This window comes from Mesorhizobium monacense (assembly GCF_056781675.1).
The window spans coordinates 3,279,947-3,293,102 of record NZ_CM165567.1 but is presented as its reverse complement, the minus strand read 5'-3'; the positions used below and the strand labels follow the sequence as shown (position 1 = coordinate 3,293,102).

The following is a 13,156-nucleotide window of genomic DNA, read 5'->3' as shown; positions in this document are numbered from 1 at the left end:
GCGCGACTCGCTTTACCCGAAAGCAAACATCCACAGCCGCATTTGAATCGAATTGTCCTGACGTCGCCGGACGCGCCGCACGGCGAGCAACCTGTGCAACCGATGTCGCCCGCAACCGTTGTTTCCGACAGAATGAGGGGTGCATGATTCTTTCGTTCCTGCACAAATGGCGCTGGCCACTCGGGATCGCGGCAGCGGCCCTGTTCCTGGCCCCGGCTGCGGCCTGGCCGGCGGAAAAGACTGGCCCATCCAGCGTCATAATCTCGAGCGAAGGCATCTTCGTTCTCGAGATCATCCTCCTGCTGGTCGTCGGGCGCGGTCTCGGCGAGCTGCTCGAACGCATCGGGCAGCCGGCCGTCATGGGTCAGCTCATCGGCGGCATCCTGCTCGGGCCCTCGCTGCTCGGCTGGCTGTGGCCGGAGGCGGAGCGGGCGATCTTCTCCGGCGACGCCTCGCAAAAGAGCATGATCAACGCCATCGCCCAGCTCGGCGTGCTGATGCTGCTCCTGCTCACCGGCATGGAGACCGACCTCAGACTGGTGCGCAGGGTCGGCCGCGCGTGCTTTTCCATCTCCGCCGCCGGCGTAGCGATCCCCTTCGTGCTCGGCTTCGCGGCGGCGCAGGCTATGCCGGCCTCGCTGCTCGCCGAAGGCAGCGAGCGCGTCGTCGCCGGCCTCTTCCTCGGCACCGCGCTCTCCATCTCTTCGGTCAAGATCGTCGCCATGGTCGTGCGCGAGATGAACTTCATGCGCCGCGACCTCGGCCAGATCATCGTCTCCTCGGCGATCATCGAGGACACGATCGGCTGGGTCATCATCGCCATCACCATCGGCATCGCGACCAAGGGCCGCATCGAGCTCGGCAGCCTCGCCTTTACGCTTGCCGGCGTCGCCGCCTTCATGGCCTTTTCCTTCACCCTTGGCCGCCGCATCGTCTTCGACGCCATCCGCTGGACCAACGACAACTTCAGCAGCGAATACGCCGTCGTCACCGTGATCCTCGCCATCATGGGCACGATGGCCTTGATCACCGACCTGATCGGCGTCCACACCGTACTCGGCGCGTTTGTCGCCGGCATCCTTGTCGGCGAGTCGCCGATCCTGTCGCGCCACATCGAGGGCCAACTGCGCGGCGTCATCACGGCGCTGTTCATGCCGGTCTTCTTCGGCGTCGCTGGTCTCTCGGCGGACCTCACCGTGCTCCTCGATCCGCAGCTTGCACTGCTCACCGTCGCGCTGGTTGCAATTGCCAGCCTCGGCAAATTCGCCGGTGCCTTCATCGGCGCCGAAATCGCCGGCATGAGCCGCAGCGAGGGTATCGCTGTCGGCTGCGGCATGAATGCGCGCGGCTCGACCGAGGTCATCGTCGCCTCGATCGGCCTGTCGGTCGGCGTGCTCTCGCACAACCTCTTCACCATGATCGTTACCATGGCCGTCGTCACCACGCTGGCAATGCCGCCCACGCTGCGCTGGGCGCTTGGCCGGCTGTCGATCGGCGACGCCGAGAAGAAAAGGCTGGAGCGCGAGGAGATCGACCAGCGCGGCTTCGTCGCCAATCTGGAGCGGCTGCTGGTGGTGGCCGACGAAGGTGTCGTCGGCCGCTTCGCCGCCTACATGGCCGGCGTGATCGGCGCCGGCAAGCCGATGACGGTGCTGCATGCCGGCGGCGAGAACGAGGCCGAGCCGGGAGCGGAGCCGAATCTGGAGGAGATCGAGAAGGGCGCCGAGGACAACCGCGAGGCGGCGAAGGTGGCCGACGAGCAGCCCGCCGCCAGGGCTCCCGTCACCCGCCGGCATGGCACGCCCGTTTCGGCCGAGACCGTGGCGAAGGAGGCGCGCAAGGGTTACGGCATGCTGATTGTCGGGCTTGGCCGCGCACTCACCGCCAAGGGCGGCTTCACCCGCCGCATCGACGAGATCGCCGGCGCCTTCGACGGTCCGCTCTGCCTGGTGCTGAAACCCGCCGCCGCCGGCCGGCAGATGCCGAGGCTCGGCCCCGAGTCGGGCCGGATCCTTGTGCCGGTCAACGGCACGTCGGTCGCCCGCCGTGGCGCCGAGCTGGCGCTTGCCGTTGCCGCCGTCACCGGCGCGCCGGTCAAGATGCTCTATGTTGCGCGGGTCGGCCGCGACGAGCCACGCGACGCCGTCTCGCATCGCCGCAGGGAGGCGGTGCTGAAGGACATTGTCGCGCTTGCCGACCGCTACGGCGTCGAGGTCGAGACCGCCATCCGCAGCAGGGCCGCCGCCGCCGATGCCATTGCCCGCCAGGCCGGCAGGAGGGTGGCGTTGATCGTCATGGGCGTGGCGCGGCGCCCGGGCGAGGAGCTGATGTTCGGCGAGACGACGAGCGACGTGCTGCAGCGCTGTCGCTGCCCGGTGGTGCTCATCTCCGACGAGCGGCTGCCCCGCGACGACGCCGCCCGCGCGGCATCGCGCTCCGCCACTGGTTGACAGGGCAGGGCGGTGATCCGATTGTCGGTGCCTCCATTCCGCATCTGATCATCGAAAGGCAGCCAAGAATGACTTTGTCGGGCTTTGCCGCCTATTCCGGCGCGCTGGCGATCGCCGCCATCATTCCGGGTCCGCAGATCGTCGCCATCGTCGCGCAGGCGCTGAAAAGCGGCTATCGGCAGGCGGCCTGGATGACCGCCGGCATGGTGCTGGGCGACGTGCTCTATCTCGCCGCCGTGCTCGCCGGCCTGGCCGTCATCGCCGAGACTTTCAGCTTTCTGCTGATTGCCATCAAATGGGCGGGTGTCGCCTATCTCTGCTATCTGGCGGTGCAGTTCTGGACCTCGGGCGAGACCTTCAATGTGGCTGACGCTGGCAAGGCCGGCGGTGGCAAAAGCGCGTTCGTCTCAGGCATCCTGGTCACGCTCGGCAATCCCAAATCCGTGCTGTTCTACATTTCCATCCTGCCGACGGTTGTCGACATCGGCGCGCTGTCGCCGCTCGACGTGCCTGTTCTGCTAGCCGTCACCGCGATCATCCTGACGGCGGTGCAGTTCCCGTTCGCCATTGCCGGGGCGAGGACCCGCCACACCTTGCAGTCGTCGCGTGCCACGCGCCTGTTCAACCGCGGCGCCGCCGTCTGCATGGGCGGCGCCGCGGCGACGATTGCGCTCAGGAACTGACGGCGGGTACGGCCGCTCCCCCCTCGTGCGCCAGGGCTTTGCGCGCAGTCGCCAGATCGGCAAGCATCGCCGGGTGGTCGCAAGGAACGGTGCAGGCATGCGGCGTTTGAAAGCCTGGTTCCACTGGGCCTATCTCCTCGGATTTGCTTGAATGAGTACATGCTAATATGATTGCTGCATCAGAAGATTTCGACGACAGCGGCGGCACGCCGGTGCCGGTGCTGATGATGAAGGCAATTTGAGAAGGGGCGATTGGCAAACAGGGAGGACACACAGATGGCGGCCTATCTTATTGCCGATGTCGATGTCACCGACGCGGCCGTATTCGAACAATACAGGCGTGAGGTTCCGGCAACCGAAGAGCGCTACGGCGGAAGCTATCTCGCGCGCGGCGGCGCGACCAAGGTGTTCGAGGGCGACTGGCACCCGCATCGCTTGGTCATCATCGAATTTCCCGACATGGCGTCGCTTTCGGCCTGGTATGACTCGCCGGAATACGAGCGTTTGAAGGAGATCCGCTTTCGCAGCGCCAGGACACGCATCCTGGCAGTCGAAGGCATCGCTTTGTCGCCTACCTAGGCTGTGATCTGTCGCGCTGTGGGAAGGGTGGCGGAGCGGCTCTGCCTCGCGCTCACTTGCCGTCGAAGAAACTGCGGATCGCGGCTTCCAGTCTTTCGATGAAGCGAGGGTTGTGGCAGCTTCCCGCCCAGATCATGGCGTTCAGTCGCATATCCCGGTTGAGGAAGTTCACCTTCCTGGTCTCAAGCAGATATTCGGCGATGTCGAAATGCCGTCCCTTGATGGCCTCGATCAGCGCATTGTTGCGCCCCGTCTTGTCCATCAGATTGACGTCGGCGCCATGCTCCACGAGCAGCTTCACGATGTCCAGATGCCCGTTCTTGGCGGCTTCGATCAGTGCAGTGCGGCCGTAATAGTCGGCGCGTGCATTGATGTCGATTGCGCGATGTTTCACCAGGGCTGAGATGGAAGCGTAATGGCCCTTGGCCGCCGCCAGGCTCAACGGCGTGCTTTTCCATTTGTTTCTGGAGTTCACGTCGATTTCGGGGTGCTCGATCAACGCTTCGACCGTCGCCGTGTGGGCATTGAGGGCCGAAAGATGCAGCGCCGACCAGCCGCCTTCATCCGCCTGGTTGATATCCGCGCCGGCCGCCAGCTCGGATTGAACGGCCTCCGCATCGCCTTTCTCGGCGGCGACCAGCAGGCTCGACCACCCCCTGGCGTCTTCGGCTTCCAAGCTTTTGGTCAATGCGGTGGCTCCCGATGCGCCTGGCCAGAATACCACACATCGTGCCGGTTTCGATGGCGTCCGGCAACGGTATCGACGACAAATCCTAGTGCAATGGCCGCTCCCGCGAGCGGCCATTGTTTTGGCACAGGCTTACGCCGGCTGCAGCGCTGCCCTGCGCGGCAAGGGCGGGAAGGCGATGGCAATTCCCGCCGCACCCAGCCCGACAAGGGCCGAGCCGATGAACAGCCAAGAATAGCTGGCATAGGCATCGAACACCATGCCGCCGGCGAGAGGGCCGAAGGCCATGCCGAGGCTGGAGAGCATGGTGGCGGCGCCGAGCACCGTGCCGATGATGCGCCCTCCGAAATATTCGCGCGCGAGCACCGCGTAGAGCGGCATCACGCCGCCATAGGTGGCGCCGAAGATGACGGCCAGCACATAGAACTGCTCAAGCTGCCTGACGGCGAGATAGCCGGCGATCACCACGGCCTGGATCGCCAGTCCGGCGACCAGCACCGGCTTGACGCCGAGGCGGTCGGCGAGCACGCCGTAGAGCAGCCTGCCGCCCAGGCCGGCAAGACCCTCGACGCTGTAGATGGTGACCGCCGCCATCGGCGCGACGCCGCACAGCATGGCATAGCTCACCATGTGGAAGATCGGTCCGGAGTGAGCGGCGCAGCAGGCAAAGAAGGTGAGGCCGAGCACGATGAACTGCGGCGAGCGCAGCGCCTGGCCGACCGACATGCCGGGATCGTCGGCGGCAGGACCGGCAGCGGCGCCGTCGGCGGCAGGAACGGGGACAGGCGGCTGGCGCACCAAGAAGGCGACCGGCAACAGCAGCACCCAGGCCATGACGCCAATGTCGAACATGGCGGTGCGCCAGTCATAGGCGGTGATCAGCCAGCGCGCGAAGGGCGAGATCGTCATCGGCGCCACGCCCATGCCGGCCGAGACCAGCGACACCGCAAGGCTGCGGTTGGTGTCGAACCAGGTGGTGGTCAGCGCGATCATCGGCGCGAAGAAGGCGCTGGCCGCAAGCCCGACCAACACGCCATAGGTGATCTGGAACGCCAGCAGCGAGCCAACGCGGCTGGCCAGCACCATCGCCAGCCCGAGCAGCAGCGTGCCGGCGAAGACCACGGGGCGGGCGCCGACGCGGTCGTAGATGGCGCCCCAGGCAAAGCCGCCGAGGCCCATAACCAGAAAATTCAGCGTCATCGCGCTCGAGATGCCGGCGCGCGACCACTGCGTGTCGAGCGCCATCGGCTCCAGGAAGATCGCAAGCGAAAACATCACGCCGATGGCGACACAACTCATCAGCGCGCCGGCCGCGACGATGACCCAACGATAGGAAGGCTTCATGATTTGCTCCCGAAATCAGTTCGATGCGGCGCGACGTTTTTCGTGCCTTGTCGCGCCGCTTGCGTCCGAAGGACGTCGGCGCGAGTGCCGATCCTACAATCCGGTTGCATTTTTTATCCAGTCGGTGCCGCAGCCTTCCGCGAATTGACCGCACGTCATGCTAACCTAGATTCAAGCCATTGCGATCAGGAGGAGCGAGGCAATGGAGCTGTATCGAGGCCGTCTTATCGACCACGTCCATCTGGTTGTGCGCGACGTGAAAGCGAGCCGGCGTTTCTACGGCGCGGTCCTCGATGTGCTGGACATCCCGGTCGGCGGCGAGGCCGAGGATTACTTCTGGGCCGACGAGTTGTTCGTCTCCAGCGCCGACAGCCGTGCGGCAAGCGGAGTTCTGACCGGCCGCCACCATCTCGCCTTCCAGGCGAAGGACCGGGCCGTGGTCGACGCCTTCTACAAGGCCGGGCTTGCGGCCGGCGGCCGGGACAATGGCGCGCCGGGCGAACGTCCCTACCACCCCGGCTACTACGCCGCTTTCCTGCTCGACCCGGACGGCAACAACATCGAGGCCGTCTTCCATGGACCGGCGAAGCGCAGCGCCGCTTCGGTGGAGATCAATTTCTAGGCCGTGCCACCGGTGATCTTGGCACAAGGCGGCCATTGTCGCCGCCGTCGCGCGGCATGCTTGCAGGCTTATTCCTTCACCGCGCCCGTCATCGAGGAAACGTAGTGCTCGACGAAGAAGGAATAGAGCACGACGACCGGCAGCGAGCCGATCAGCGCTCCCGCCATCAGCGCCCCCCATTCATAGACGTCGGAGCGGACGAGTTCGGTGAGCACCCCGACCGGCACGGTCTTGTTTTCCGACGACTGGATGAACGTCAGCGCATAGATGAACTCGTTCCAGGACAGCGTGAACGCGAATATGCCGGCGGAAATCAGGCCCGGCACCGATAGCGGCAGCACGATCTTGGTGAGGATCTGCCACCGGCTCGCCCCGTCGATCAGCGCGCATTCTTCCAGCTCGAACGGAATGGAGCGGAAGTAGCCCATCAGGAGCCACGTGCAGAACGGGACCAGGAAGGTCGGGTAGGTGAGGATGAGCGCAAAGGGCGTGTCGTAGAGCCCAAGGTTGAACACCATCACCGACAGCGGAATGAACAGGATCGACGGCGGCACCAGATAGGCGAGGAACACCGCCAGGCCAACCTGCCGCGCCCCGGAGAACCGCAGCCTTTCGATCGCGTAGGCGGCAAACACCGATGCCAGCAGCGACAGGAAAGTGGCAGCCGTCGAGATGATGATCGTGTTGAGCAGCCAGCCCGGATAGGATGTCTCGAAAAGCAGGTAGCGGATGTGCTCCAGTGTCGGATGCACGACCCAGAACGGGTTGAAATTCTGATAGTCGGTCATCTCCAGATTGGGCTTAACCGCGGTGATCGTCATCCAGTAGAACGGGAACAAAAGCACGATGACGAACACCAGCAACGGCAGATAGACCGTCACGACGCGGCGCGGCAGGCTCTGCAGGTAGCCCATGCCGCCTTCGTCGATTTCCGGGCGTTTCGCTTTGGTGGCCATGTCAGTCTCCACCGCCTTGCTGCCATTTGCGGCGTTGCAGGCCGAAATAGCTGAATAGGATCGCCGCCAGCAGGAACGGGATCATGGCGACCGCGATCGCGGCGCCCTCGCCAAGCTGGCCTCCCGAAATGCCGCGCTGGAAGGATAGCGTCGCCATCAGATGGGTGGCATTCACCGGCCCACCGCGAGTCAGCACATAGATCAGCTGGAAATCGGTGAAGGTGAACAGCACCGAAAACGTCATGGTGATGGCGATGATCGGCGTCAGCAGCGGCAGCGTCACATAGCGGAACAATTGCCAGCGGCTGGCGCCGTCGAGCGTGGCCGCCTCGTAGAGGGACTGGGGTATGGTCTGCAGGCCGGCGAGCAAGGTGATGGCGACGAAAGGAATGCCGCGCCAGACATTGGCGGCGATGACCGAGGCACGCGCGTTTGTCGGGTCGCCGAGGAAATTGATGCGGTGGTCGATCAGGCCCATCTGCTGCAGCGCCCAGGACAGGATCGAGAATTGCGAATCGTAGATCCACCAGAAGGCGATGGCCGACAGCACCGTCGGCACCACCCATGGCAGCAGGACGATCGCGCGGAAGAATGATTTGAACGGCAGGTTCTGGTTGAGGATGAGCGCCAGCCAGAGGCCGAGCACGAACTTCAGCAGCGAGGCGCTGATCGTGTAGAGCAGCGTGTTGAAGACGGAGAGCCAGAAGACGCTGTCGCTCCACAGATACTCGTAGTTCTCGACGCCGATGAAGATGCCGGGGCGGCCGATGCGGGCGTCGGTGAAGCCGAGCCAGACGCCGAGGCCGAGCGGATAGGTCAGGAAAACCAAAAGCAGCGCCGCCGCCGGCAGCATGAAGCCGAAGCCAAGCGCGTTGTGGCTCTCGGACAGGCGAGAAAGGATCGACGGACGCGGCTGGACGGCGACGGACGACACGGCCATGGGAAGGTTCCTCGGGAGGTCTCCTTGGTCGGCCCGGGCGGCCGCCAAGCGATTTCAGGAACCGGACCGGGCAGCAATCGTGCTGCCCGGCTCGGCTGTGCGCTCAAACGCGGTAGTAGCGGTTGGCGCGCTTTTCCGCCTCCTCCATCGCCTCCTGCGGCGTCGCCTGGCCGGTCACGGCCTTGGCGAACATGTCCACCAGCACATAGTCGGCCATGGTCGCCGCCGAGGCATAGCCGAGCGGTCCGGCATAGCCGTTGGGACGCAGCGTCGCCGAGGCTTTCGCGTAGGCGGCATTGTTCGGATCGGCCGTCCACACCGGATTGTTGTCGAACGCCTTGAGCGTCTGGCAGCAATAGCCGGCCGACGAGGTGATCCAGTCCGTCATTTGCGGATCCTCGAACATGAACTGCAAATAGGCCTTGGCCGCGTTGGGGTAGGGCGTGTAGTCGAAGATGACGGCGGTGGTCACCTGGAACAGCTCGACCGATTTTCCGACCGGGCCGATCGGCAGGTTGGTGGTGCGGATGTCCTTGGCGATTTCAGCCAGTTTCGGATCATTGTCCTTGTTGGTCTTGGCGGTGTTGTAGGCGGAAATGCCATTGGCGATGACGCCGAGTTCGCCGGCCAGGAAGGCACGGTTGTTGTTCACGTCGAGCCAGCTTTCGGTGCCGGGAATGAAGGTCTTGTAGAGCGCCTGCGCGTACTCGATCGCCTTCAGCGTCTCGGGGCTGTTGATGGTCACCTTGCCGCTCTCGTCGACCATCTGGCCGCCATGGCTCCATAGCAGCCAATGCGCGTAGTTGTTGCCGTCGCCGACGCCATGGCCATGCGTGAAGCCGGCCGGATGGCCCTTCGCCTGCAGCGCCTTGCAAAGCTCGAGGAAGCTTGCCGTGTCCTTCGGAAACTCCGAGAAGCCGGCTTCCTTCACCCAGCTTTCCCGGTAGACGATCGCGTTGCCGATGGTGGCCAGCGGCAGGCCGATGAACTTGCCTCCCCGCGTCGCATACTGCTTCGGTCCGTCGTACCAGCCGCCGTATTTTGTGCCCAGATGTTCACCCAGTTCCGTCACGTCGTGCAGCTTGTCGGGATACTGGTGCGGGTCGTCGAACCAGACGAACATCAGGTCCGGGCCGGAGCCGACATTGGCGGCCACCGCCGCCTTGGGGCGAATGTCCTCCCAGCTTTCCTTGTCGACGCGGACCTCGACGCCCGTCGCCTCGGTGAAGCGCTTGGTGTTTTTCAGCCATTGGTCCTCGTCGCCCTGGACGAAGGGCGACCAGCGCAGCAGCCTGAGCTTGGCGCCGTCCTCGGGCTTGTACTTCAGCCCCTCCTGGGCGAAGGCGGGCGAGCCGACGAACCGGCTTCCCAAGGCTCCCGCCGCCACGCCGGCGGTCGTGCGGATCACGTCGCGTCTGGTGAATTTCATGGTCGTTTCCTCCTCTAATGTTTCCTCGATGTATAAGTCCTACTGCCCAGCGCGGGTTTCCAGTCGCTGCCCGGTTTCGCCGTGAAACAGGTGGATGAGGCCAGGCTCGGCGGTGAGCCGCACGGTCTCGCCCGGCGTGAAGGAATGACGCTCCCGGAAATTCGCGACGATCTCCTCGCCGCCGGGCGTGCGGCCGATGAGCTGCACCTCCGAGCCGGTCGGCTCGACGACCACGACGGTGACCGGAATGCCCTGGTCGGACAGCCTGAGATGCTCGGGCCGTATGCCCAGCACCACCGGTTCGCCCTTGACGGTGGAAGGCAGCCTTGCCAACGGCACTGAAATCCCGCCGGCACCGCGAAAGGACGGCGTGCCGTCCAACGCGATTTCGCCCTTGAGCATGTTCATGGCTGGCGACCCGATGAAACTGGCGACGAACAGATTGTTCGGCCGGTCGTAGAGTTCCAGCGGCGGCCCGATCTGCTCGACGATGCCGTCATGCATGACCACGATCTTGTCGGCCATGGTCATGGCCTCGATCTGGTCGTGGGTGACATAGACCGTCGTCGTCTTCAGGCGCTGGTGCAGTTCCTTGATCTCGGCGCGCATCTGGACCCTCAGCTTGGCGTCGAGATTCGAGAGCGGCTCGTCGAACAGGAAAACCGCGGGATCGCGCACGATTGCCCGGCCCATGGCGACACGCTGGCGCTGGCCGCCGGAAAGCTGGCGCGGATAGCGTGCCAGCAACGGCACCAGCCCCAGGATTTCGGCCGCACGCTGGACGCCGGCGTCGCTCTCAGCTTTCGCGACACCCTTGAGCATCAGCGAGAATGCCATGTTCTCGGCGACCGTCATGTGCGGGTAAAGCGCGTAGTTCTGGAACACCATCGCGACGTCGCGTTCCTTGGGCGCGACGTTGTTGACGACACGCTTGCCGATCGCGATCTGGCCGCGCGAAATCTTCTCGAGGCCGGCGATCATCCTGAGAAGGGTCGATTTTCCGCAACCGGACGGCCCGACCAGGGTGACGAACTCGCCGTCGTCTATATCGACGCTGACGCCGTGCAGGATCTCGACGGTTCCGAACGACTTATAGACTTCGCCAATTGCGACAGACGCCATTTATTCTCCTCCCAACGGTTTCCCGACGCCCCCGAGGAAACCGCTCCAGTCCCGCCGCGACAGCCCTCCAGTCCCCTCTGGTCACGCGACAGACTCAGCGACGGTAGCGCTACCAAACCAGCCTGTAAACCCGCGCTGTGGCAAGTGCTTAACTTCGGCCCCCATGTGGTGAATCCGACTGCACTATTCCCCGTTCACAAATGCCAGCACCAGCCTCTGCAAATTGCCGCCGGGGCCGAATTCGACGCGGTCGAAGTCGCGGCTGGCCTGCCGCTGCGCCTGTGAGAGTTCGGAAAGCCTGTTCGTCAACTCGGTACGGATCTTCTTGCAGCCGGGGTCGCCGGCGACGGTGAGGCCGACGCTGATCGCCTCGATCTTGCGCACCATGTCGACGATCTGGTCGCCATGCACCCTTTCGTGTGCTGCCAGGCCGGCGATGAACACCGCCCAGCCCTTGCTCTCGACCGCCGGCAGAAGGCCGGCGGGCTTGGGCAACGTGTAGGTGATGATAAGCTTTGGCCGCGCCGTTTTGAGCACGCAGGCACCGCCCTCGGGCCGGTAGTCCCTGGTCCAGGTCAGCTTGAAATTGGTGTGCGCGATGACGCGGACCTTGTTGCCGACGACGTCCTTGCCGATGAGAGGTCCGCGCTCGCCGATCGAGGCGTAGAGTTCGGGCGCGGTCTGTCCGGTGATGGCATAGTTTTCGACCTTCTCGACAGGTTTCCAGTCGGCACGCGCCGGCGATGACAAGAGCAAAGCCGAGATAAAACAGAGCAAAAGCGTCGGCTTCACGGGCCCACAATGCCCGCATCGTCCCAGCCAGCGCGTTCGAGGCCGGAGCGCAGGCGCTCCCCGTCCTCCGCACGTCTGATGTGAAAGTCCGTCACGATATCCTCCGCGGTCAAAGCTGGATCCAGTTGACGCCCCTCCCTGACGCAGGCCCTGGCCCTGTCGATGTCGCCATCAAGCGCATGGCATGCCGCCAGCCGCGCCCAATGCCAGACATTCTTGCGCGGCAGGCAGGAAAAGGAGGCCGCTGCTTCCCGGTAGCGTCCAAGGACAAGCAATGCCTCGCCCCGGTCGAAATAGTACCACGCGGGGTGCATCGGGTTGAGTTGGACGGCCTGATCGAGCAGCGCCAGCCCGGCCTCGCTATTGCCTTGCAATACCTGGAAGAAGCCTGTCTGGGCAAGTGTGTCGGCATCATAGGGGTTGAGGTCGAGCGCGCGCGCGAAATGCTTTTCCGCGGCGACGTATTCGCCGCGACCCCGGTAGAGCAGAGTAACGGCGAGAATCCTGTGGCAGCGTGCCTCGTCGGGGCTGAGTGCGGTTGCGTGCAACGCCCTGTCGCGCGCCTCGTCGAGCACCGCGCGCGGCGCCGCGGCATAGCCGCCGATGATCACATCGGCGAGCGCAAGATAGGCGTGCGCCAGCCCCGAGCCCGGATCGCGTTCCAGCGCCTTGAGGAAATGCTGGCGCGCCTGCTCGTTGACGCCCTCGCCATAGCTGCGCAGCAGCGCCATGCCGCGCAATATGTGGAAATAGGCCTCGACATTGGCGGCAGGCGCGGGCGGTGCGCGCCGCATGGCCGCGCTCTCGATGTTGGCGACCAGCGCCGTCGCGATCCGCTGCGCCACCGTTTTCTGAAAGGCGAAGATCTCGCTCGTCCTGAACGAATATGTCTGCGCCCAGACGCGGCAGCCGGACGCCGTCTCGGTGAGCATAACGTGCGCACTATAGCCATCCTCGGCGCTCTCGACGCTGCCTTCCGCTACATAGTCCGCGCCGAGACGCCCGGCGGTCGCCGAAATGTCCTGCGCAGAATGTTCGGCAAGCGCGAAGGCCGAGTGACGCGCCAGCACCGCGATGGTCTTGAAGTAGGAGAGCGCGTTGGTGATCTCCTCGACCGCGCCGTCAAAGAGCGGCTTTGCCTTCGCATCGGCAGGATCGACGCGAAACGGCAGGATGGCGACCATCGGCTCGGCCGCGCGCCGGGCTTCCGCCGCGACGGCGGCTGGCGGTTGGGGAAGGGGCAGGCCGGTTTCAGCGGCCTGCAACATGTAGCCGCGCCGGGGCACCGTGAGGACCAGCGACTGCGTCTCGTCGCCGATGCATTTGCGCACGTCGCGAATGCACTGGGTCAGCGAATCCTCGCTGACGATGGTGTTCGGCCACACCGCCTCGAACAGTTCGTCCTTGCTCAGCACGCGGCCCGGATTGCGCACCAGGAAGGCGAGCAGCTCGAAGGTCTTCGGTCTGACCGGCACAATCTCGCCGTCGCGCCGCAGCGTGCCGCGCTCGATATCGAGCACCGAGTTGCCGATCCGCAGTTCCAAGCCCCTG

Annotated in this window: 12 protein-coding genes; 4 read left to right on the top strand and 8 right to left on the bottom strand. The window is 64.7% G+C overall.

Features of this window, described 5'->3' with window-relative positions; genetic code table 11:
* Window positions 1-143 precede the first annotated feature (143 nt).
* The 3 genes from AC1RUK_RS15995 to AC1RUK_RS15985 all read left to right on the top strand — a co-directional run bounded on the left by AC1RUK_RS15995 (window position 144) and on the right by AC1RUK_RS15985 (window position 3,712).
* On the top strand, window positions 144-2,450 hold the full coding sequence (locus AC1RUK_RS15995; protein ID WP_481834847.1) for a cation:proton antiporter domain-containing protein: 2,307 nt from the start codon (window positions 144-146) through the stop codon (window positions 2,448-2,450).
* Between the two features lie 68 nt (window positions 2,451-2,518).
* Window positions 2,519-3,133 (top strand): LysE family translocator, encoded by a 615-nt coding sequence (locus tag AC1RUK_RS15990; RefSeq protein WP_481834848.1) that lies wholly within the window; start codon window positions 2,519-2,521, stop codon window positions 3,131-3,133.
* 276 nt (window positions 3,134-3,409) lie between these two features.
* Window positions 3,410-3,712 carry a DUF1330 domain-containing protein gene (locus AC1RUK_RS15985; protein WP_481834849.1) on the top strand — a complete coding sequence of 101 codons (303 nt, stop codon included), beginning with the start codon at window positions 3,410-3,412 and terminating at the stop codon, window positions 3,710-3,712.
* Window positions 3,713-3,764: 52 nt separating this feature from the next.
* On the opposite strand, the gene AC1RUK_RS15980 is transcribed toward AC1RUK_RS15985, so the two are convergent.
* Window positions 3,765-4,400, bottom strand: coding sequence for an ankyrin repeat domain-containing protein (locus tag AC1RUK_RS15980; RefSeq protein ID WP_436174198.1), 636 nt, complete (start codon window positions 4,398-4,400; stop codon window positions 3,765-3,767).
* 132 nt (window positions 4,401-4,532) lie between these two features.
* Window positions 4,533-5,744: an MFS transporter gene (locus tag AC1RUK_RS15975; protein ID WP_481834850.1), complete on the bottom strand. Its 1,212-nt coding sequence runs from the start codon at window positions 5,742-5,744 to the stop codon at window positions 4,533-4,535.
* 202 nt (window positions 5,745-5,946) lie between these two features.
* Here AC1RUK_RS15975 and AC1RUK_RS15970 point away from each other — a divergent pair, with 202 nt between their 5' ends.
* Window positions 5,947-6,366 (top strand): VOC family protein, encoded by a 420-nt coding sequence (locus AC1RUK_RS15970; RefSeq protein WP_481834851.1) that lies wholly within the window; start codon window positions 5,947-5,949, stop codon window positions 6,364-6,366.
* 68 nt (window positions 6,367-6,434) lie between these two features.
* Here AC1RUK_RS15970 and AC1RUK_RS15965 read toward each other — a convergent pair whose 3' ends face one another.
* From AC1RUK_RS15965 to AC1RUK_RS15940, 6 genes are all read right to left on the bottom strand, one after another.
* Window positions 6,435-7,322 carry a carbohydrate ABC transporter permease gene (locus AC1RUK_RS15965; protein WP_120016059.1) on the bottom strand — a complete coding sequence of 296 codons (888 nt, stop codon included), beginning with the start codon at window positions 7,320-7,322 and terminating at the stop codon, window positions 6,435-6,437.
* A gap of 1 nt (window position 7,323) precedes the next feature.
* Complete coding sequence (locus AC1RUK_RS15960) at window positions 7,324-8,175, bottom strand: carbohydrate ABC transporter permease (RefSeq protein WP_436175146.1); 852 nt, start codon at window positions 8,173-8,175, stop codon at window positions 7,324-7,326.
* 190 nt (window positions 8,176-8,365) lie between these two features.
* On the bottom strand, window positions 8,366-9,691 hold the full coding sequence (locus tag AC1RUK_RS15955) for an ABC transporter substrate-binding protein (protein WP_481834852.1): 1,326 nt from the start codon (window positions 9,689-9,691) through the stop codon (window positions 8,366-8,368).
* Window positions 9,692-9,730: 39 nt separating this feature from the next.
* Entirely contained in the window at window positions 9,731-10,813 is a 1,083-nt protein-coding gene (locus AC1RUK_RS15950; protein WP_481834853.1) for an ABC transporter ATP-binding protein, read from the bottom strand.
* A 183-nt stretch (window positions 10,814-10,996) separates the two neighbouring features.
* A complete protein-coding gene (locus tag AC1RUK_RS15945) occupies window positions 10,997-11,605 on the bottom strand; it encodes a DUF922 domain-containing Zn-dependent protease (RefSeq protein ID WP_481834854.1) in 609 nt (202 codons plus the stop codon).
* Entirely contained in the window at window positions 11,602-13,149 is a 1,548-nt protein-coding gene (locus tag AC1RUK_RS15940) for a winged helix-turn-helix domain-containing tetratricopeptide repeat protein (RefSeq protein ID WP_481834855.1), read from the bottom strand. The genes AC1RUK_RS15945 and AC1RUK_RS15940 overlap by 4 nt, the downstream gene beginning before the upstream one ends.
* Window positions 13,150-13,156: the final 7 nt, after the last annotated feature.